At 66.7% G+C, this 19,350-nt stretch carries 17 protein-coding genes; 6 read left to right on the top strand and 11 right to left on the bottom strand.

Annotated elements, in window-relative coordinates; translation table 11 throughout:
- Positions 1–63 precede the first annotated feature (63 nt).
- Positions 64–1,059: an ABC transporter substrate-binding protein gene (locus HK401_RS07260; protein ID WP_181274003.1), complete on the bottom strand. Its 996-nt coding sequence runs from the start codon at positions 1,057–1,059 to the stop codon at positions 64–66.
- 142 nt (positions 1,060–1,201) lie between these two features.
- Here HK401_RS07260 and HK401_RS07265 point away from each other — a divergent pair, with 142 nt between their 5' ends.
- The gene (locus tag HK401_RS07265) at positions 1,202–2,776 is read left to right on the top strand and encodes a helix-turn-helix domain-containing protein (RefSeq protein ID WP_181274004.1); all 1,575 of its coding nucleotides are present in this window, start codon (positions 1,202–1,204) and stop codon (positions 2,774–2,776) included.
- On the opposite strand, the gene HK401_RS07270 is transcribed toward HK401_RS07265, so the two are convergent.
- A complete protein-coding gene (locus HK401_RS07270) occupies positions 2,740–4,215 on the bottom strand; it encodes a M14 family zinc carboxypeptidase (RefSeq protein ID WP_181274005.1) in 1,476 nt (491 codons plus the stop codon). The genes HK401_RS07265 and HK401_RS07270 overlap by 37 nt on opposite strands.
- A 79-nt stretch (positions 4,216–4,294) precedes the next feature.
- Entirely contained in the window at positions 4,295–5,602 is a 1,308-nt protein-coding gene (locus tag HK401_RS07275; RefSeq protein ID WP_181274006.1) for an Nramp family divalent metal transporter, read from the bottom strand.
- A gap of 236 nt (positions 5,603–5,838) precedes the next feature.
- On the opposite strand from HK401_RS07275, the gene arr reads away from it, so the two are divergent.
- Positions 5,839–6,252 (top strand): NAD(+)--rifampin ADP-ribosyltransferase, encoded by a 414-nt coding sequence (gene arr, locus HK401_RS07280; protein ID WP_181274007.1) that lies wholly within the window; start codon positions 5,839–5,841, stop codon positions 6,250–6,252.
- Between the two features lie 77 nt (positions 6,253–6,329).
- Here the strand turns inward: arr and HK401_RS07285 are convergent, their stop codons facing one another.
- The 5 genes from HK401_RS07285 to HK401_RS07305 form a co-directional block, all read right to left on the bottom strand.
- Entirely contained in the window at positions 6,330–6,800 is a 471-nt protein-coding gene (locus HK401_RS07285) for a carboxymuconolactone decarboxylase family protein (protein WP_181274008.1), read from the bottom strand.
- Positions 6,801–6,808: 8 nt separating this feature from the next.
- Complete coding sequence (locus HK401_RS07290; RefSeq protein WP_181274009.1) at positions 6,809–7,183, bottom strand: GNAT family N-acetyltransferase; 375 nt, start codon at positions 7,181–7,183, stop codon at positions 6,809–6,811.
- 66 nt (positions 7,184–7,249) lie between these two features.
- On the bottom strand, positions 7,250–8,308 hold the full coding sequence (locus HK401_RS07295) for a pirin family protein (protein ID WP_181274010.1): 1,059 nt from the start codon (positions 8,306–8,308) through the stop codon (positions 7,250–7,252).
- Entirely contained in the window at positions 8,305–8,817 is a 513-nt protein-coding gene (locus HK401_RS07300) for a MarR family winged helix-turn-helix transcriptional regulator (RefSeq protein ID WP_181274011.1), read from the bottom strand. Before HK401_RS07300 ends, HK401_RS07295 begins: the two co-directional genes overlap by 4 nt.
- Before the next feature lie 315 nt (positions 8,818–9,132).
- Positions 9,133–9,774, bottom strand: a complete 642-nt coding sequence (locus tag HK401_RS07305; RefSeq protein ID WP_181274012.1) for an isochorismatase family protein — start codon at positions 9,772–9,774, stop codon at positions 9,133–9,135.
- A gap of 143 nt (positions 9,775–9,917) precedes the next feature.
- Between HK401_RS07305 and HK401_RS07310 the strand changes: the two genes are divergently transcribed.
- Positions 9,918–11,177, top strand: a complete 1,260-nt coding sequence (locus HK401_RS07310; protein ID WP_181274013.1) for a glutaminase — start codon at positions 9,918–9,920, stop codon at positions 11,175–11,177.
- Positions 11,178–11,285: 108 nt separating this feature from the next.
- Here HK401_RS07310 and HK401_RS07315 read toward each other — a convergent pair whose 3' ends face one another.
- The gene (locus tag HK401_RS07315; RefSeq protein ID WP_181274014.1) at positions 11,286–13,595 is read right to left on the bottom strand and encodes an MMPL family transporter; all 2,310 of its coding nucleotides are present in this window, start codon (positions 13,593–13,595) and stop codon (positions 11,286–11,288) included.
- 120 nt (positions 13,596–13,715) lie between these two features.
- Here HK401_RS07315 and HK401_RS07320 point away from each other — a divergent pair, with 120 nt between their 5' ends.
- Positions 13,716–14,777 (top strand): VanZ family protein, encoded by a 1,062-nt coding sequence (locus HK401_RS07320; RefSeq protein ID WP_181274015.1) that lies wholly within the window; start codon positions 13,716–13,718, stop codon positions 14,775–14,777.
- Here the strand turns inward: HK401_RS07320 and HK401_RS21025 are convergent.
- A complete protein-coding gene (locus HK401_RS21025) occupies positions 14,749–15,225 on the bottom strand; it encodes an Lrp/AsnC family transcriptional regulator (protein WP_181274016.1) in 477 nt (158 codons plus the stop codon). The two genes, HK401_RS07320 and HK401_RS21025, sit on opposite strands and share 29 nt — an antisense overlap.
- Positions 15,226–15,344: 119 nt before the next feature.
- Here HK401_RS21025 and HK401_RS07330 point away from each other — a divergent pair, with 119 nt between their 5' ends.
- Together HK401_RS07330 and HK401_RS07335 are read left to right on the top strand one after the other, a co-directional pair.
- The gene (locus HK401_RS07330; protein ID WP_181274017.1) at positions 15,345–16,559 is read left to right on the top strand and encodes an amidohydrolase; all 1,215 of its coding nucleotides are present in this window, start codon (positions 15,345–15,347) and stop codon (positions 16,557–16,559) included.
- Positions 16,556–17,644 carry a pyridoxal-phosphate dependent enzyme gene (locus HK401_RS07335; RefSeq protein ID WP_181274018.1) on the top strand — a complete coding sequence of 363 codons (1,089 nt, stop codon included), beginning with the start codon at positions 16,556–16,558 and terminating at the stop codon, positions 17,642–17,644. The genes HK401_RS07330 and HK401_RS07335 overlap by 4 nt, the downstream gene beginning before the upstream one ends.
- A gap of 60 nt (positions 17,645–17,704) precedes the next feature.
- Here the strand turns inward: HK401_RS07335 and HK401_RS07340 are convergent, their stop codons facing one another.
- Positions 17,705–19,240, bottom strand: coding sequence for a PepSY-associated TM helix domain-containing protein (locus HK401_RS07340; protein WP_181274019.1), 1,536 nt, complete (start codon positions 19,238–19,240; stop codon positions 17,705–17,707).
- Positions 19,241–19,350: the final 110 nt, after the last annotated feature.

Below are 19,350 nucleotides of genomic sequence, written 5' to 3' on the forward strand. Positions count from 1 at the left end.
GGCAGCGTACATCGCACCCACCGATTCCGTGATCGGCCGGTCACCTCAGCCGTGCGCATCGGTTCAGCTGCCCTGGTTGAGCGCTGAGTCCTCGAGCTGGGGAACGAGCTTATCGAGGATGTAGGGCACGCTCGAGGGTCCGATCTGAGTGGGCATCGACAGGTAGGTCTCGCTCCCGCCGACAAGGACCATCGTGCCGTTCTTCACTGCCGGGAGTCGATCGAACCGGGGATCGTCTTCGAGCTTCTTGCGAGGACCGTCCTCGCCGCCGAGGACGACGACATCGGCATCGATCTCGTCGAGTTTCTCGGTCGAGAGCGTCTGCGGCTTGTCCTCACTGGGCTGGAGGTCGGAGGGTTTGAGGCCGAGTGCGCCGAAGAAGTTCTTCGCTCCGGGCACTGAATAGATTCCGTCAGGCGTGACCACTCCCTGGAAGAAGGTCTTGTCCTGCAGGCCATGCAGAGACTCACGCGCTTCGGAGAAATCGTCGTCGATGCCCTTCGTTACATCCTCGACACGATCGGTCGTGCCGGTGAGCTGGCCAAGAGCGTCGAGTTCGTCCTCATAGCTGGGCAGCTGGGTGTAGGCGTAGGTCGGGGCGATCTCGGACAGCTGGTCGTAACCCGACTGGTCGAGTGGTGAGCCTGCCCCGAAGTAGATGATGAGGTCCGGGTCGTGCGACGCAACCGCCTCGGCCGAGGGCTTGCTGTCGGCGATGAGATCATCGGCGTATTCGCCGTAGAGTCCCTTGATCCACGGTGCGGTCTGCAGTGCCTGATTCTCCGGGCCCCATCCGCCGTAGACGTCGGCCTGCTCCCCGAGCGCGTCAAGCATGTCGATGTCGAGCGGGGACCCGATGACGACGATATTCTCCGGCTTCTCCTCGACGACGGCATCGCCGAATTCGGTGGAGACCGTAGCGGGAAAGCTCCCGGCCGCGTCGGAAGAGTTCTCGTCGGCAGATTCGGACGAACCGCCCCCGCAGGCACTCAGGGCGAGAACGGCGCCCAGTGCCGTGGCGGTGACGGCGAAGCGTCGCGAATCGTGGGCGATGGTCATGGGTGGCTCCTCATTTCTCTGTGCTCTCTCGCCGGTGTCCCCGGATGCCGGACCGGAGTCGGGGACGATCGGCAGCGACTCTTCATATTAGGTTTTGCTAACCTTTACCTGGGTGCGCAGACTCTCATATAGTTCACTCGTGATGAATGCATCTGCATCGGCTCAGTCCAGCCTGCCCGTTCCGGCGATTCCCCCCTGCCGTCTGAGCGCGGACTGGCTGTACGCCTTCGATCTGCTGCTGTGGACACGCACGGGCACCGCATACGTGAGCACTGCAGATTCCCACATGTATCGCATCCCGGCTGGTGAGGGGATCTGGCTGCAGGCTGGCTGCGGCGCGACGGTGACGACCGAGGCGGGAACTGTCGCCTTCCCCTATCTCGTCACACCGAATACGACCCCTGATGCCCCTCGTACGACCCTCACCTTCGGTGTCCCTGCGCACTGGCAGGATTGGCTGATCCTCCACTTCCTCCACTGCTCCACAGGACATGGGATCTTCGGCTATCGGGCTGCCGGTCTCGGCGACATCCTCGGCCTCGGCGACGCCCTCGGCCTCGGCGAGACGGGTGAGAAGAGCGGTGCGCTGCCGGGAGAGGAGCCGCCTCTGCCTCGTGCGTCTGCGGCACGGAGGGTGGCTGAGGAGCTGCGCGCCGCGCCGGCCATCGACCGCAGCATCACAGGCTGGGCAAGACTGACCGCTTCGAGCGCATCGACCATCAGGCGCGGCTTCCTCGATATCGGGTGGACTTTCAACCGATGGCGGATCGCGACGCGACTCGCGGCCGCATGTGAACACCTCGCCTCGGGCCACGCAGTGGAGGCCACGGCAATGCGCGTGGGCTTCACCTCACGGCACGGGTTCACCCGTGCATTCGGCAGACACTACGGGCTCACCCCCAGCGCCTACGCCTCACGTATGTCCGTCCACTCCCTCGGCTCTCTCCTGCGCACCGAGGCAGCCACCGGGACGGCCGCCTTGGCGGCGACGATCGCACGGCTGACGAAGACGCCGGCGGCTGCGTCGGTGCCGCGACCGCTGCCCGCGACGCGCACCTCGTGGCACCGCAACGACGTGCATGTCCTGGCGTGGCTGTACAAGGGCACCGGCGACCTCAGTCTGGAGTCGCGCCATCACCTTCGCCGTGAGGGAGAGGCCGTCTGGATTCCAGCCGGCGTCGCCCACCAAGCGGGCAATGACGAAGGATCGGTGACTCTGCCGATCGGCTACCTGTCGCCCGAGGACGTGCATATCAGCGAGCCGATGAGGGCCCGTTTCTCCCCCGAATGGAATGATTTCCTCCTCCATCGAGCCGTGGCGACTCGCACCGAACTGCGGCCCGAGGGCTTCGAGCCCCGCGACATGCTCGACCTGTTCGTCGATCAGCTCGCAAACCAACGGTCACGCACCGTTGCCATGCCCGCGGATCCACGCGCCGCAGCTGTCGCGAGACATTTCCTCACCCGAATGAAACTGCCCGCCGGCGCAGGAATCGATGCGGAAGTCCACCGCGCGTTCCGCGTCGAGACCGGGATGACTCTGGCGCAATGGCAGCACAGTGCCCGGATGCACGCCGCAAGGGACCTCCTCGAGGCCGGCGCCCGCCCCACCGACGCGGCTCGCCGGGTCGGCTACACCAGGGTGAGGAGTTTCAGCCGGGCCTTTCGCGATCGCTACGGTCACCCTCCGCGCGAGCATCTGTCCCGCCGCAGCTGACGCGACCGGTGGTACGAGGCCAGGCCGAGGATCGCGCCTAACTGAACGGAGGCGACGGCATCGATCGGCAGGCTGCGATTGCGCATCTCCCGGTCTCGGCCGACCAGCCATGAGGAGAACTCTTCGTCGAGTACTCGCACAGCCTCAGCGATCTGACCTGAGGCATCATCGCCGCGCTCGCGCTCGATGGTCAGGGCCCGCAGCAGGGCACCTCCGTAACGCAGACGGAACATCCACACCACACCCATCGGCCGTTCGGCGGCTCGTGCCAGCCGGTCGCTGCTCGCCGATTCTCCGCGTGCCTCGAGATCTCGCCCCACTCGGGTCATCATCGGGATGAAGCCGAGTGCGCTGCGCATGATCGGCTCGTCGGGATCGTGCAGGTGCGGGCGGACACGGTCAAGGATCATCTCGAGCCAGCCTCCGGTGGTTTGCAGCGCCGCTCCGGCTTCACGGAGCAGTTCACCGTAGTTGGCCTCTGATGCACTCTGATCGTCAGCACCGTCCCTGGTCCACAGCGGGAGTTCGGCGATAAGCGCAGTGGTGCCGTAGCGACGCGCATAGCTCGTCGAGGACTGTCCTTCGTGCGGTGCGACAATCGGGTCGAGGCCGCGGTCAGCTCGCCAGTCGTAGGCGTCTTCGGCACCGATCGCCGAGAAGACCCCGGGCGCCAGGACCTCGCTCATGGGTGACTCGGGATGGCCGTGGTGGAGAGGGATGCCCGCGCGTTGCGGCAGTGCATGGAGCAGTGGGATCATCGGGGCGAGCGCGGGGCTGAGATAGTAGTAGGCGCCTCCGCCCTCGGCGTTGTGCAGGGGGACGTAGAAGTCCGGTCGAACACGGTCGATGAGGCCTTTGAGGGCCGCGGTCTCGGGCAGCATCGAGTCGAACTGCTTGGTCTTGTAGTTGATCGGGAAGGTCCATTCGACCTGCTCGGGGCCTGGTGGTCGGTAGAAGCCGCGGAAGTAGGCCTCCGCGTCGCCAGGACGGTCGTACCACTCATGATTGAGTCGCATGCCGTCCGGATCTGCGCAGGCGACGATGTGCCAGCGAGTGCGCAGACGCCTCCTCAGCGCATCGTTGCGCACGAGCATGTCGACGAGGTGGAGGATCGTCACTGAGCCGATGGGTTCGTTCGGGTGCACGCCGCCGACGATGAGCCCGTTCACCGGCTCACCGTTCACGGGTTCAGCGGCCGCTGAGGAGTCCTGGACTGGGTCGACGGAGACGGTGTAGACGAGAATGTCCTCGCCCAGGCGCGAGGTCCCGATTCGTTCGACAGCGACCAGGTCCGGGTGGCGTAGGCGAATCTCGTCGAGGCCGGCGATCAGCTCATCGAGGTCCGGGAAATGCCGCCAAGTCGGCAGATCCGAGCTCAGTTCGAGCACCTCGGCGTCGCTGAGTACGGAGTCGTCGCGGTCATCGGCGATCGAGGACACGTTCACCTTCTCATCTCTGGTCTCGGCCCGGGGCAGATCCGGCCCACTCCCGGCCCAGCCTAGCCGGGCCGAGCAGTCGTCAGCCCATGACCCCCGACACCGACTCGATGACTTGCAAGGCGGCGAGGAAGCCGAAAAGACCGAGACAGATGGTGAGCAGAACGTTCGACCACCAGGTGTTGCGCAGCTGGAGCGGAACCGAATCGCGGTTGAGGATGACAAGCAGCGCAAGAGCGAGAATCGGAAGGATGAAGGCGCTGATCGCCGCATAGACGAGAACGAGTGTGACAGGCTTGCCCATGCTCATGATCACCACCGTCGCGATGGAGAGGTAGACGAGGACTCCGCGGAACTCGATCGAAGTCGCCGACATCTCGTGCTTCACCTCATCCTGGCGCGGGTAGCGTCGGAGCACCCGCAGACAGTCGGCAGTGACGTAGGCGATGCCGGAGAACCCGCCCAGCACACTCGTATAGACCACGGCGAGGAAACTGATGAGGAACACCAACCGCCCGGTCTCACCGATCCGGCCCACCAGGTCATCGGCGATGGCGAACAGCGCATCATTGTCCGAAATCGTGAAGCCCTGCCCGTAGAGGATGAATGCTCCCACGGCGCTCATCGCCACGGCGAAGACGAAGACGAGGCCGTAGCTGATGAACAGGTCGAGGCGGACAACCGGCTTCCAGTCAGGGGTCCGCCACGCCTTCTCACGGATCCAGAACGAGTACGCGAGGATGCCGGTCGCTCCCCCGACCCCGCCGATGAGCGACATCACCGTGATGATCGAAGTGTTCGGGAACGTCGGCACGACCGTCTCTGCGGCGACCGTTTGAGCGTCTTGCCCTTGGAACACAGAGATCGCCAGGGCCAGGATGCCGAAGAACATAATGATTCCGAAACCCATCATGGCCTTTTCGACGATCCCGTACCGGCCGATGCCGACAAGCACTGCAGCAGAGAGCAGCACGACGATGGCGGTCGGCCAGAACGGGAGGACGGGGAAGATCGCCTGCAGAATCGTCGTCGTCACTGCGACGACTCCGGCTCCGAAGAACAGCCCGACGAGCAGCTCCGCGATGAGGAAGAGGATCGGGAACGTCCGCCCGCCGAATCGAGTGAGATGGGAGATCAGGGACCGGTCGCCGCTCATCTGCAGCCGCGACACCGCCTCGGAGAGGACGAACTTGAGGATGATGCCGACCATGAACACCCAGATGAGCGCCAGACCGTATTCGGCACCGGAGTTCATCGTCGTGATCATGTCCGAAGCGCCGACGCTGGCCAGCGCCAACACGATCCCTGGGCCGATGAGGCGGAGGCGTCCAGCCCATGATGTCGGCGCCGAGGCGGCGTTCTTCGTCTGCGATGTCGTTTCGGCGGACATTGGCGGGGTGGGCTCCTTCACGTGGGTTCATCGACACCACCGGAACCGTTCGCACGGGGCATCGTTCGCAAAGGAGAGTATGGCCGAGGTCATCACATTCCGGGACGGAAGTCTCAACACCCGGGAAGGGACTCTGTCTCAATCCGTGCCGCAGCGCTCCGCATCAACCGCTCAAGACCCATTCCAGTCGCTCACTCAGAGGCCGATCCGCAGTCTTCGAGCGTATATTCGACGCCATGGCTGACGCACGCGATGAGGGACCCTTCTTCCATGGCACCCGTGCCGAACTCGCACCGGGAGACTTGCTGACCGCAGGCTTCGCTTCGAACTACCGACCCGAAGTGACGATGAACCACATATACTTCACGGCCCTGCCCGATGGGGCACGATTAGCCGCCGAAGTGGCAGCCCTCGACGGCGGACAACCGCACGTCTACGAGGTCGAACCCCTCGGCGACTATTTCGACGACCCGAACGTCACGGACAAGAAGTTCCCCGGAAACCCCACACGCTCCTTTCGCAGCACCGAACCCCTGCGCATCGTCCGCGAGGCCACCGTCTGGAAACGACTGAGCAAGCAGGACCTGCAGATGTGGCGCGAACGCCTCGCGGCCATCCGCGAGGACGACGACAAAGAGATCATCAACTGACACCGCCGAGGCGACACAGCACATCCCACTGCGCCTGAGAGGAGTCAACCTCGCTTCGCTCCGAAGCCCGCGTGGACTCAGTCCCGCTCGGCCCCGAACACCGGGTGGTCGCTGGCGATGGAGATGCGGTTGAAGGCGTTGATGAGGATGGTCGACCATTCGATCGCTGAGATCTGCTCGGTCGTCAGGTGTTGAGCCACCTCGGCGGCGATCGCATCGCGGTCAGCTGTTTTGTCGAGCACGGTCAGGGATTCGGCCAGGGTCAGCGCCGCGAACTCCTCATCGGTGAAGATCTCCGCCTCATGCCAGCTGGGCAGCACATCGAGCTTGAGCTGGGAGACCCCGGCCTTCCTCGCGGCCGGGGCATGGATGCTCAGGCAGGTGCGGCAGCCGTTGATCTGTGAGACCCGCGTGTTGACGAGTTCGATGAGCCCGTCATCCAGACCCGCAGTGCGTGACGCCTTTCGCGAGGCCGCGGCCGCCTGGGCCAGCGCCTTGTAGTTCTCGGGGTGGATCTTGTCGATGAAGGGTCGACTCGCGTTGCTCATACCCTCACTCACGCCTGTCGCTTGACGATGTCGAAATCTTCACCTGTCGCGCTGCGGAACCTGCCGCCCTGCGCGGCATAGTCATCGCCGGTCTCCTGCAGCTTCTTGACGAAGAGCGGGCACACGGGCACAACCGTCACCCCCCGCTCAAGCGAGTCCTCGAGCGCCTCGGCGACGAGGATCTTCGACAGTCCACGACCGCCGAAATCCTCGTCGACGACCGTGTGGAAGAAGATGCGTTCGGTCTCCGTGTCCGGGCCGGGCAGGAAATAGGCATGGCCGGCGACCGTCCCGTCGTCGACCGAGATGACGTAGGAATGTCCCTGTTCGTCGAGTTCCACGCGCACGGGCGCGCCGGTGGAGTCCTGCAGTTCTTCGCTCATCGTTCTCTCCTCTGTGGTCAGCGGTGCTCAGTGTTGGTCAGTGGTGGTCAGCTGCCGACGATGGCCTCAGCGGTCTTCGGGTCCGCCCTGGACCCGTGGGGGCGGGTTTCTCCGCGCTTTGATCGTGACGTCGGGCAGCCTCGGCGCGGGGAGTCGTCCCATGCCGTCGGCATTGCGTCCGGGTCCGCCATTGCCGACGTACCCGTCGACGACGCCGAAGCGGTCGCCCTCGGCCTGCCATTCCTCTCGGAACTGTGCGATCTCCTCATGGCTGCGACCGACGAAGTTCCACCACATGACGATCTCCTCGCCGAAGGGGACCCCGCCGAGAAGGACGAGTCGTGCCGCGGTGTCGGCACGGTTGCCGATGCGCATCTCGCGCAGTCCGACGCCGGTGTAGCCGATGGCGCCGACGGGCAGCTCGACGTTCTCCACGGTGATGTCACCGGAGTCGACGAGCACGCCGTGTTCGAAGGTCTCGTCGACGGGCAGGTTGATGGTCGCACCCGGATCGAGGCGGATCTCCGCGCCGAGGAGGGGCGAATGCGTCGTCACCGGGGAAGAGGCTCCCCACAGGTGGCCGAGGAAGACGAGCATCTCGCCGCCGTCGAAGCTCGTCACCTCGGGGGCGTAGTGCTCGAACTCGCGTTCGGGCTGGTGACGGGTGGTCTCCGGCAGGGCCAGCCAGAGTTGGACGCCGTGGAGGTTCGTCGTGTCCTCGGTCGAGACCTCGGAGTGGCAGATGCCGGCCCCGGCGGTCATGAGGTTGACCTCCCCGGGCAGGACGAGGCCGGCGTTGCCGCCGGAGTCGATGTGCTGAATGGCGCCGTCGAAGAGCCAGCTCACGGTCTGCAGTCCGGTGTGCGGGTGCGGGGCGACGTCCATGCCGCCGGTGACGGAGACGTCGGCAGGTCCGTAGTGGTCGACGAAGCACCAGGGTCCGATGAGGGAGCGCTGCCGCTGCGGCAGTGTGCGCCGCACCGTCATCGCGCGCGGTCCGCCGAGCGGGACGTCGCGGGCGGTGATGATCTCCACCGGGGCCCTGCCCTGCTGGTCGCAGTTCGGGTCCGGCAGTCCGCCGGGTCGGCAGACGATCTGATCCGGTTTCGTGTCGACGTTGCTCATGCCGGTAGCGTACCCCCGTGTGCAGCAGCCGCCTCGGACGCGGCCTGCGGTCGACGCGGATTGATCTTCGAGACCAAGTCGAACAGCTCCTCCGATTCTCCCTCGCCCAGGCCGGCGAAGGCGGAGAGGATGATCTCGCCGTTCGTCTGCTCGGCCGCGCTGCGCACGGACTCTCCGTCCTCGGTGAGGCTGACGCACACCCCGCGCTGATCATCGGTATCGGCGGACTGCTCGATCAGCCCCCGTGCTTCGAGACGTCCGAGAAGTCGGCTCAGCGCACTGCGGCTGACCACCATGTTCCTCAGCAGGTCGCGGTGGCGCATTCGCTGCCCGGGCGGGATGTTGATGATCGCATCGAATTCGTTGAGAGTCAGTCCATGTCGCTCCCGGAACGCCCGTTCGAACTCCGCCAGCATGGCCGCGTGCTTCTCGAGCATCAGCCTCCACGTGGCGATCTCGATCGGTCCGAGGCGTCGGAGGATGCTGCTGACCGGAGGTGCTTCGCTCATGCTTCGCCTCCACCGGCACCGGCACGACCGTCTCGGCGAGCGCATCCGCCTGGACGAGAGGAGGTGGACAGGGATGAAATACGGGATGAAATACGCGACGGACGAATCCTCACAGTTTGTTGCTTCGACAACATTTTCATAGTATGAATGATCATACCCGGAGACTCATAGACTCCGGGCGCCTCCTCGAGGCCCGGATGCAACCGCGCATCATCCCCGCCGAACCGGCGATGCGGCATCCACGGGCGGACAGCGATGTCCGCCCGGCCCGAGGTCTCGACGGACCGAGGCTCAGGGACACTGAGGCACCGGCCCCTATTTCCCCGCCTTGTCGAGTTCGACCTTGAGCGGGAAGTACCAGTTCATGATCTCCCGGAGGTTGTCGGAGTCCGGACGTGCCCAATTGCGCATGAGCTCGCTTGCGAAGGAGATCGCCGTGATCGGCGACGCGCCGGCGGCGGTCATCCGCTCGAGCGCCCACCGGTGGGAGTCGGGACTGATGCCGCCGACGGCGCCCGCAACCGGGTAGACCTCGAAGCCCTCGGCGAGCATGTCGAGGGTCGGGAAGGCCAGACAGACCTCGGTCCACAGTCCGGCCATGACGATCTTGCGTCGGCCCGTGGCACGCACCGCGGCGCGGAAGTCGGGGTCCTCCCACGAGTTCACTCCGGTGCGGTCGACCTCCTCGACTCCCGGCAGCTCCTTCCGAATCTCCTCGGCGGTTCCGGTGTTGACCCCGAGGTCGACGCCGACGGTCGAGAGGACCACGGGCACCTCGTACTTCGTCGCAGCCTTGCACAGCGCGATGACATTGAGGTCGATGCGCTCCTTCGTCGTCGACTGCACGGTCCGATACTGCTCCGGCTGGTAGTCGATGATGGCCACTGCGCAGTTCTGCGGCGTGAGCAGACGGTCGGACTCGGGATCGCGAATCGATTCAGGCTGTGTCTTGGACATGGTCGGCGCTCCTTGGGAGATGGGATCGGCACCCGCTTTGTTGCATCATCAACAATTCCATAGTTGGATGGACGTGTCCATAGGCTGCCGCGGATGCCGTCCGGCGTCCTCACGGACCGCGAGACCCGAGGAGGGCCGACCCCATGCGCACCCCGATCCCCGACTACCTCACCGAGATCCAGGATTCCCTGCGCGACGACGACCAGGGGGCGGTCGCCGACTACATCCCCGCCCTCGCCGAGGCGGATCCCGACCTCTTCGCGATCGCGCTGACCACAGTCGCCGGCCGTACCTACACCGCCGGGGACTGCGACGTGGAGTTCTCCATCCAGTCGATGTCGAAGCCCTTCGCCTATGCAGCGGCGCTGACGGACCGGGGCGAGGAGTTCGTCGGCGGACGGGTCGGGGTCGAACCCTCGGGCGAGGCCTTCAATGAGCTCTCCCTCGAATCCGACTCCCACCGTCCGAAGAACCCGATGATCAACGCCGGTGCGATCACGACCCATCAGCTGCTCGTCGGCTCGGGAGCGAAACCCGCCGAACGCGTCGAGCGGGCACTCGATCTCTTCTCCGCACTGGCCGGCCGGAGGCTTGCCATCGACGAAGCGGTCCGGGACTCCGAGCTGGAAACCGCCGACCGGAACCTCGCGATCGCCCACATGCTGCGCAACTACGGCATCCTCGAGGACGATCCGCACGAGGTCGTCGCCGGCTACACCGCTCAGTGCTCGATCAGGGTGAGTGTCCGTGATATCGCGGTCATGGCCGCGACCCTGGCCTCCGGCGGGATCCAGCCGGTGACCGGTGAGCAGGTCCTCGACCGGGCCACTGCCCGGAAGACGCTGTCGGTGATGGCCTCGGCCGGTATGTACGACGCTGCGGGGTCCTGGTTCAACGACGTCGGGATCCCCGCAAAGAGCGGCGTCGCCGGCGGCCTCCTCGGTGCCCTGCCCGGTCAGGTGGGGATCGGGTCGTTCTCTCCGCGCCTCGACGCGCACGGCAACAGCGTCCGCGGGATCGAGGTCTTCCGGCGGCTCTCGACCGACATGGGCCTGCACCTCATGGACACGGAGTCCTTCGGCTCTCACGCGCTGCGCGACATCCGCGTCGATGCGGACACCACGTACCTCAGTCTGCAGGGGATCATCGACTTCAACGGCGCCGAGGTCGTCCTCCACCGACTCGACGAAGCGCCGCCGGAGACGCCGACGGTCATCGTCGATGCCAGCCGGGTCGAGCGCTTCAGCGACGTGGGGCGACGCATGGTCATCGAGGGGATGCGGCGCCTCAGCCTCGACGGCATCACCGTCGGCCTCGCCGATCCCGAGGAACGGCTGCCGGACCCCGGCCTCGGCGACGGGACCATGCCGTTCATCGTGCCGGCGCAGCGCACCGAGTCCTAGAGCACCGAGGTGCAGCGGTTCGAGGTACTGCGCCTCTGGGTGCGGGACGCGTCCCCTGCCTGACCGACGGATCCCGGCTAACCGACAGGCCAGAAGCCGCCCGGCCCTTCAGTCCTTCGGGATCTTCCCCTGCCACGGCCACCAGACCGACCGTCCGATGTCGTGGACGAGCGCCGGGACGACCAGCGACCTCACGAGGATCGCGTCGAGCAGCACCCCGAAGGTGACGATGAAGGCGAGCTGAACGAGGAACATCACCGGAATCACCGACAGGGCCGCGAAGGTCGCGGCGAGCACGATCCCGGCCGAGGTGATCACCCCGCCCGTGGCCACGAGTCCCTTGAGCACGCCGGCCCGTGTGCCGGCCCTGAGCGATTCCTCGCGCACCCTGGAAATGAGGAAGATATTGTAGTCGATGCCGAGCGCGACGAGGAAGACGAAGGCGTAGAGCGGCACCGAGGGATCGGCCCCGGGGAAGCCGATGATGTGATTGAACACCAGCGCCGAGACTCCCAACGCGGTGCCGAAGGACAGCACGGTCAGGGCCACGAGCAGCAGCGGCGCGAACAGGGAGCGCAGCAGCAGGATGAGGATGACCGTGATGACGAGCAGGATGATCGGGATCGCCAGACTCCGGTCCGCCTCGGCGGTGGTGTTAGTGTCGAGGTCGACCGCGGTCTCCCCGCCGACGAGCGCATCGGGGTCGACGTCGTGGACGGCATCGCGGATGTCGGTGACGGTCTTCTCCGCGGCCAGGGAATCGGCGGCGTCGTCAAGGGTCAGTTCGAGGAGGACCTGACCGTCCACCTCGGTGGGTTCGATCGTCGCCGATCCGCCGGCACCATCGGACGCACCGCTCGGGCCGCCCTGCGGGGGCTGGAGCTTCCCGTCCTCGTCGATGCCGATCGTTCCGCTCGGGGAATCCTCGGCCGCCACGGTCATCGATCCGACACCGCCGAGGCGGCCGACCGCCTCGGCGGCTGTGCTCAGCTCATCCGCGTCGATCACCACCTGGGTCGGGGTCCCGGACCCACCGGGGTAATGCTCGGCCAGGACGTCCTGACCGTCGCGGGCCTCCGAGTCACCGAGCACGAATTCGCTCTGCGCCACCCCGGAAGCCTTGAACTGCGGGACCGCGATGAGCGGCAGTGCCAAGAGGACGACGAGACCGACCCAGATGAGCCGCGGACGGGCGGCGATCACCTCGGCGATGCGGACCCACAGGCCCTTCTTCATGCTCGCCGAGGCGGTCCCCACCTGAGGTCGGAACGGCCAGAACACGGCGCGACCGATGATGATGAGTGCGGCGGGCAGGAAGGTCAGGGCCGCGAGCATGGCGACGGCGATGCCGATGGCCGCGACCGGCCCGAGCGCACGTGTCGAGGCGAGGTCGGTGAGGAGGAGGACGAGGAGGCCGGCGATGACGGTGCCTCCGGAGGCGGCGATCGGTTCGGCCACGCCCTTGAGCGCGGCGAGCCCGGCGCGCACACGGTCGGGCTCGGTTGTCAGGGCGTCGCGGAAGCGGGCGACGACGAGGAGGGAGTAGTCCGTGGTGGCGCCGACGACGAGGATGAAGAGGATGCCCTGGACTTGGCCGTTGATGAGGAGGATCCCGGCGTCGGCGAGGTGCCAGATAACGAAGATCGACGCGGACAGCGCGGCCACGGAGGTGAAGAGGACGATGACCGGCAGCAGCGGTGAGCGGTAGACGATGACGAGGATGACGAAGACCGCGATGAGGGCGACGAGCAGGAGGATCCCGTCGATGCCGGCGAAGGCTTCGGAGAGGTCAGCCGCGAATCCTGCCGGGCCGGTGACATAGACATCGGCAACCGTGGCCGGGGTCGGGACGTTGCCGGACTCGTCCGGGGTGGCATCGGCGGCGTTGGCGGTCGGGAAGGCGCTGCTGATGAAGTCTCTGATCTTCTCGACGTCATCGCCTGTGGTCTCCGAGGAGACGGGGAGGATGATCTGGAGGGCGTCGCCGTCCTCGGCGGGGATGACCGGTGAGGCGTCGGCGGCGAGCAGACCGTCGTCATCGAGCTTCTTCGCCACCTCGTCGAGGGCTATGGAATCGTCTTCGGTGACGCCGTCGGTGTTATCGAGGACGACGATGGCGGGGACGTAGTCATCGTCGCTGAAGCGGTCGATGATCTCCTGGGCGCGGGTGGATTCGGCGGATTCGGGGAGGAACGAGGAACGGTCGTTCGTGGCCACCTCGGAGATCTTGCCGAAGTAGGGGCCACCGACTCCGGCGATGCCGACCCAGGCGACGAGCAGGATCGCGAAGAGGGTGATGAGGCTGCGGCGGGCGGGGACGGGGGCACGGTGGGTGGGGGCACTTGCCGAGGGGCCTGCAGTTCGATCGTCGTCGGGGCGAGGGGGCTGGGGTGTACGGGTCAGCAGGAAGTGCGGCATGAGTCCAGCCTACGCGGCGGATCGCGGCGCGGGAGAGGAAAACCGGGCGCCGTTCCTGCAGACACCACCTCGCCCCGTTCCGGCTGCCTCTGACCAGGGCGAACACGTAGGACTACGAGCATGAGCTCCTTCGTTCTTCCTGCCTTCGTGGCCGTCCTCGTCGGCTGCGGCATCGCCGTGCTCGCGTTCGTGCCGTTCGTCGCGATCAGCTATCGTCGCCGAGGCGGACTGACGTTCTGGCGCACGCTGATATGGCTGGCCGCCGCGATCTACGCGATGGCGCTTTGGACGTACACGCTGCTGCCGGTCCCACCGGCCGATGAGGTCACCTGCGCGGCCGTGCAGCTGGTCCCGTTCCAGTTCGTCACCGACATCCTCAGCTTCGACACCGGCAGCGTCCGCGCCATGATGACCAACCCTGCGGTCCTGCAGGTGGCCCTCAACGTCATCCTCTTCGTCCCGCTCGGCTGGTTCGTCAGACAGCTCGCCGGACGCGGCATCGTCGTGGCGACGATCACGGGACTGGCCGCCTCGGCGCTCATCGAGGTCACCCAGATCACCGGGATCTGGGGCATCTACTCCTGCGCCTACCGGGTCTTCGACGTCGACGACCTCATGATGAACACGTTCGGTGCATTCCTCGGCTCCTTGGCGAGCCTGCTCCTCCTCCGCAGGCAGGAGGGCCTGCAGGCACCCGATGCTCCCCGACCGCTCACGCTGATCCGTCGGCTGACCGGCATCCTCTGCGACCTGCTCATCTGGGGGCTGTTCGGCTGGACGGTCGCCCTCGCCGTCGGAGTCATCGCGGCCGTCCTCGGCGACGGGACGATCACCGAACCGGGGCAGATCGTCACATTCATCGGCTTCGCCCTGCCCTTCGCCGCGCAGCTTTTCTCCGTCCTCAGCCGGGGAGCCACCCTCGGCGAACGGCTCGTCCTCATCGCGGCCGTGCACGTGCGGGCCCCGGTTGCGGTCGGTCGGGTCCTGCGGTTCCTCTTCGGCATCGGCGGTTACATGCTGCTGTCGCAATGGACGTTCCCGCTGTCCGGACTGCTCCTCTTCTTCCTCGTCGTGGTCTCGGCCGTCATGGTGTTCACCACCCGCCGCCACCGCGGACTGGCATGCGTGGTGTCGGGGACCGAGATCGACGACGTCAGGGCGACGGCCGCATCGGCACCGTGAGGCCGACCTTCGCGGCGTCCATGACGACCTGGGTGCTGAAGCGGCGAATACTGTCGTTGCCGAAGAAGAGCTGCCGGGTCAGCTCCGTGTATTCGGCCATGTCCGTGACAAGGAGGATGAGCACGAAGTCCCATTCGCCGGCCACGTAGTAGCACTGCTGGACCTCCTGACGTTCGACGAGCGAGGCGCGGACCGCATCGAGCCTGTCCAGCTGTTCGCTCTCGACGGCGAGCTGGGCGATGACCCTCACCGGGCGACCGAGGAGTTCCGGGGCCAAGGTCAGAGTGCTGCCGAGGATGATGCCCGCCTCGGTCAGCCGTTTGAGACGCCGGTTGACCGCCGCCGTCGAGAGGCCGACGCGCGAACCCAGCGCGGATTGAGGCAGACGCGCATCGGCCTGCAGGGCTTCGAGCAGTCTCAGGTCGATCTCGTCGAGAGTGGCATCCACTCCCTCAGTCTCAGCGATCCGCGCACTCCACGCAATATTTTTGCGTAAGACCCGGCTGAAACCGACCACTTTGTCAGTCTCAGTTGAACGACTTCACGCCTCTGCAGGAGTCTGAGGACATGACAGCAGACCACATCGACCTCGCCACCCAGTGGCGCAGACACCTCCACCAGATTCCGGGCACCGAATTCGACGTCGCCGAGGCCGCCGACTTCGTCGCCCGCACCTGCACCGACCTCGGCTGGGAGGTCACCACCGGAATCGGCGGCAGCGGCCTCGTCGCCTCCCTCACCCGCGGCACGAGTCCGCGGACGATCGCCCTGCGCGCGGACATGGACGGGCTGCCGATCGAAGAGCGCACCGGCGTGCCTTACTCGTCGAAGAACGTCGGCGCCATGCACGCCTGCGGGCACGACGGGCACATGGCGATGGTGCTCGGAGCCGCCTCGGTGCTGGCGAAGGACATCAGCTTCGACGGAACCGTGCGTCTGTTCTTCCAGCCGGCGGAGGAGCCGGGCACCGGCGCCGAGGCGATGATCGCCGACGGACTCTTCGACCGCTTCCCCACCGACGAGGTCTACGGGCTGCACAACATTCCGGGCCTGCCGGCCGGCGAGGTCCACACCTGCCCCGGACCGCTCATGGCCGCCGAGGACAACTTCGAGATCCGCATCGCCGGCCGCGGCGGGCATGCCTCGGCCCCGCAGCACGTCATCGACCCCATGGTCGTCGGCGCCGAGGTCGTCCTGTCCCTGCAGACGATCGTCGCCCGCAGCGTCGATCCGCTCGACTCGGTCGTCGTCTCCTGCACGGAGCTGACCACCGACGGCGCGCGCAACGCCATCCCTGATCAGGTGGTCATCCGCGGGGATGCGCGGACTTTCACCGATGCCGACAGCGCCCTGGTCGAGACCCGTATCCGGGAGATCGCCGAGGGTGCCGCACTGGCGCATCGTGCTTCGAGCGAGGTCATCTACACCCGCGTGTTCCGCCCGACGATCAACGACGCCGACTGCGTCGCCTATGCCGCCGCCGCGGCCGAGTCCTCGCTCGGAACCGACAAGGTCGACGCCGTCTGCCGCCCGATCACCGCCAGCGAGGACTTCGCCGCCTATGCCCGCGCGGTACCGGCCTGCTTCGCCTTCCTCGGCGCCGGCGAGATCACCGACGGCGGCGCGGCCGGCGGCGGCAATGTCGGAAGTGGCACTGTCGGTGGCGGTACGGCCCCGCTGCACAGCCGCGACTTCGACTTCAACGACGCGATCCTCGGCGCGGGGATCGACTTCTATACCGCACTCGTCACCGCCCGCCTGCCCGAAGGGAACCGCTCATGACCACCACCACCGCCGCCTGGACCGCCAATGACCGTGACCGCTCCTGGTCGGGTCCCGACCAGGACGATGCGGCCCTGGACTTCCACCGCAGCCTGGCCGGGTACGAGCCCACCGCGCTCACCCCGCTGCCGGAGCTCGCCCGCGAGCTCGGGGTCGCCGCGGTCTTCGCCAAGGACGAATCGACCAGGCTGGGCATGCCCGCATTCAAGGCACTCGGTGCCTCGTGGGCGGTTCACCGTGCCCTTGAGGCTGCGCACGCAGACACCGACGCCGAGGTGGTCACCGCCACCGATGGCAACCACGGTCGAGCCGTGGATCGGTTCGACCGGGAGGCGGGACACCCGGCCCGTATCTTCGTGCCGGCTGGCGGCATCCACCCGAGCGCCATTGCCGCGATCCGCAGTGAAGGTGCCGAAGTCGTCGAGCTCGAGGCCAACTACGACCAGACCGTCACAGCGGCCGCCGACTACGCGGCCGCCAACGGCGGGGTGCTCGTCCAGGACACCGCGTGGGAGGGCTACGAAGAGGTCCCCGGATGGATCGTCGACGGCTACTCGACGCTGTTCCGTGAGATCGACGCTCAGCTGAGAGAGGCCGGCCATCACGCGCCCGATCTGGTGTGCGTGCCGACCGGGGTCGGCTCCCTGCTGCAGGCCGCGCTCGCGCACTACCGGCGGGCGAACGCCGGCGGCGATACGGCTGTCGTGTCCGTCGAGACGGAAGCCGCGGCGTGCATGGGGCCGAGTCTCGAATCAGGTCACCCCGTGACGGTGGAGACCGGGAAGACGATCATGTCCGGGCTCAACTGCGGAATCCCCTCCTCGCTGGCGTGGCCCGTGATTCGCAACGGCCTCGACGCCGCGGTGACGGTCGGCGACGCCGCCGCGATCGATGCCGCCCACCGGCTCGCCGATCTCGGGGTGGCCGCGGGACCCTGCGGAGCCGCCTCGTTGGCAGGGGCCCGGGAAGCACTCATCGGCGCGGACGCGGAAACCCGTCGTCGGCACCTGAGGGTGGACGCCGACAGCGTCATCGTCCTCACCATCACGGAGGGGTCCGAAGCCAACCCGGTGCCCGACGCCTGAGGCTCGAAGCCTGAAGTCTGTCGCCTGAGTCGCGCCGGCACCGGGGAGGCTTCGCCGCGATCAGCTCGTCACTGGTCCTCGTCGTCTCGCTCGGAGACCGAGGATCAGATCGATGATGAGGAACACCACGAGGCTGCTTCCCACCATCGGCAGGAACACACCGATGCCGATCGCGGCGAGAACGACCGCCCCGAGTCCCCACCACGGCGCGCCTCGCAGTGCTCCTTGGGGTGGGAGGACCCCGAAGCGCCTCGACGGGTCGTGCTTCGGGCGGCGCTGCCACCACATGAGGTAGCCCCAGACCACCATCGAGGCGATGCCGATGGCGAGGACGAAGAGCACGATCTGGTTGGCCAGTCCGAACAGGGAGCCCATATGCAGGTCGATGCCCCAGCGGGCGAGCTTCGCCGCGATGCCGTAGTCGGCGAAGTCGACGCGATCGGCGACCTCCATCGTTCTCGGGTCGAAGGCGACTGCGTCGACCTTCGTGGGGAAGCTGCGCTGGATCTCATGGACCACCCACGCCGAGTTCGCTTCCGCGGGCGGCAGAATCTCGACCTGACCGGTGTCGATGTTGACCCCGTGCGCCATGGACAGCATCATGTCGAAATCGGCGGGATCGACCTCGGACGCTGCCGACGCAGCGCCGGGTCCCGTGCCGTCCATGTGCCCCTCATGGCCTTCGTGACCGGAATGGCCTTCGTAGCCTTCGTGGCCGGATTGGTCAACGGCACTGCCGGCATCAGCCGAACCCGTAGCCGACTCCCCCGCGAGCTCCGTCGAGACCGCCGGCGTCTCCCAGCTCAGTGCCGCACGCAGCTGCGTGACGTTCTCGCCGCCGAGCTGGGACCAGGTGATTCCGGTAGCGGAGAGGAACAGCATCCCGATCGCCGCCCAGATGCCGACCGAGGCGTGCCAGGAGAAGGTGCGTCGCAGGCCCGTATGCTTTCGGCTCGGGCGCAGCATCTGTCCTGGTCGGCGGGTTCGTCTTGCCCGTTGGATCCAGAGCACGAGACCCGCGGCTGCGACGATCCCCAGCCATGAAGCGGCCAGTTCGCTGTAGAGACGTCCGACATCGCCGAGGTGGAGGCTGCGGTGCAGCTGGTCGATCCACGTCCGCAGCGGCAGGGCTCCCGAGGTTCCATACACGGTGAGGTCACCGACCACCTCGGCGGTGGAAGGGTCGACGAAGATCGCCCGGGATTCGCTCTCCCCCAGGCTGGGGTCGGCGTACATCACCCGGGTGGTGTCTCCGGGCTCGGGGGCCGGGCGCACCGCCGAGGGCTCGGCACCGCCGCCGATCGTCGCGTTCGCGGACTCGATCTGCGCGGCCAGCGGAAGCGGGTGATCGGTCGGGGGAACGCTCAGCTGGTCGGCGTAGACCACCTTTTCCAGTTGCGGACTGATCGCGTAGGCCGCCCCGCTGAGCGCAGCGATGAGGATGAACGGGCCGATGAGGATGCCCGCGTAGAAGTGGAGGCGGCGCAGGAGCGGGCCGAACCATGGAGCGGAGCGCCGGTCCGATTGTCGTTCGTTCCGGCCGTCGGTGAAGGCTTGGCCCGAGTTTTCGGGCATGGTGTCAGAGGGTGTTGTCATGTTGATGCTTTCTGTCGGATCTGCGCTGAGGCAGACCCAGGCGACCAGGGCAGACCTGATCGACCGGGTGCGGTCAGCAGAGATCGCATCGGCTCACGGGAGCCGATGTA

It is taken from the genome of Brevibacterium oceani (assembly GCF_013623835.1).
Lineage (GTDB): Bacteria > Actinomycetota > Actinomycetes > Actinomycetales > Brevibacteriaceae > Brevibacterium > Brevibacterium oceani.

Bases quoted from the DNA above. Each gene is read 5' to 3' on its own strand.
- HK401_RS07260 (WP_181274003.1), bottom strand. From the start codon at position 1,059: ATGACCATCGCCCACGATTCGCGACGCTTCGCCGTCACCGCCACGGCA.
- HK401_RS07265 (WP_181274004.1), top strand. From the start codon at position 1,202: ATGAATGCATCTGCATCGGCTCAGTCCAGCCTGCCCGTTCCGGCGATT.
- HK401_RS07275 (WP_181274006.1), bottom strand. From the start codon at position 5,602: ATGTCCGCCGAAACGACATCGCAGACGAAGAACGCCGCCTCGGCGCCG.
- arr (WP_181274007.1), top strand. From the start codon at position 5,839: ATGGCTGACGCACGCGATGAGGGACCCTTCTTCCATGGCACCCGTGCC.
- HK401_RS07285 (WP_181274008.1), bottom strand. From the start codon at position 6,800: ATGAGCAACGCGAGTCGACCCTTCATCGACAAGATCCACCCCGAGAAC.
- HK401_RS07290 (WP_181274009.1), bottom strand. From the start codon at position 7,183: ATGAGCGAAGAACTGCAGGACTCCACCGGCGCGCCCGTGCGCGTGGAA.
- HK401_RS07295 (WP_181274010.1), bottom strand. From the start codon at position 8,308: ATGAGCAACGTCGACACGAAACCGGATCAGATCGTCTGCCGACCCGGC.
- HK401_RS07300 (WP_181274011.1), bottom strand. From the start codon at position 8,817: ATGAGCGAAGCACCTCCGGTCAGCAGCATCCTCCGACGCCTCGGACCG.
- HK401_RS07305 (WP_181274012.1), bottom strand. From the start codon at position 9,774: ATGTCCAAGACACAGCCTGAATCGATTCGCGATCCCGAGTCCGACCGT.
- HK401_RS07310 (WP_181274013.1), top strand. From the start codon at position 9,918: ATGCGCACCCCGATCCCCGACTACCTCACCGAGATCCAGGATTCCCTG.
- HK401_RS07315 (WP_181274014.1), bottom strand. From the start codon at position 13,595: ATGCCGCACTTCCTGCTGACCCGTACACCCCAGCCCCCTCGCCCCGAC.
- HK401_RS07320 (WP_181274015.1), top strand. From the start codon at position 13,716: ATGAGCTCCTTCGTTCTTCCTGCCTTCGTGGCCGTCCTCGTCGGCTGC.
- HK401_RS07330 (WP_181274017.1), top strand. From the start codon at position 15,345: ATGACAGCAGACCACATCGACCTCGCCACCCAGTGGCGCAGACACCTC.
- HK401_RS07335 (WP_181274018.1), top strand. From the start codon at position 16,556: ATGACCACCACCACCGCCGCCTGGACCGCCAATGACCGTGACCGCTCC.
- HK401_RS07340 (WP_181274019.1), bottom strand. From the start codon at position 19,240: ATGACAACACCCTCTGACACCATGCCCGAAAACTCGGGCCAAGCCTTC.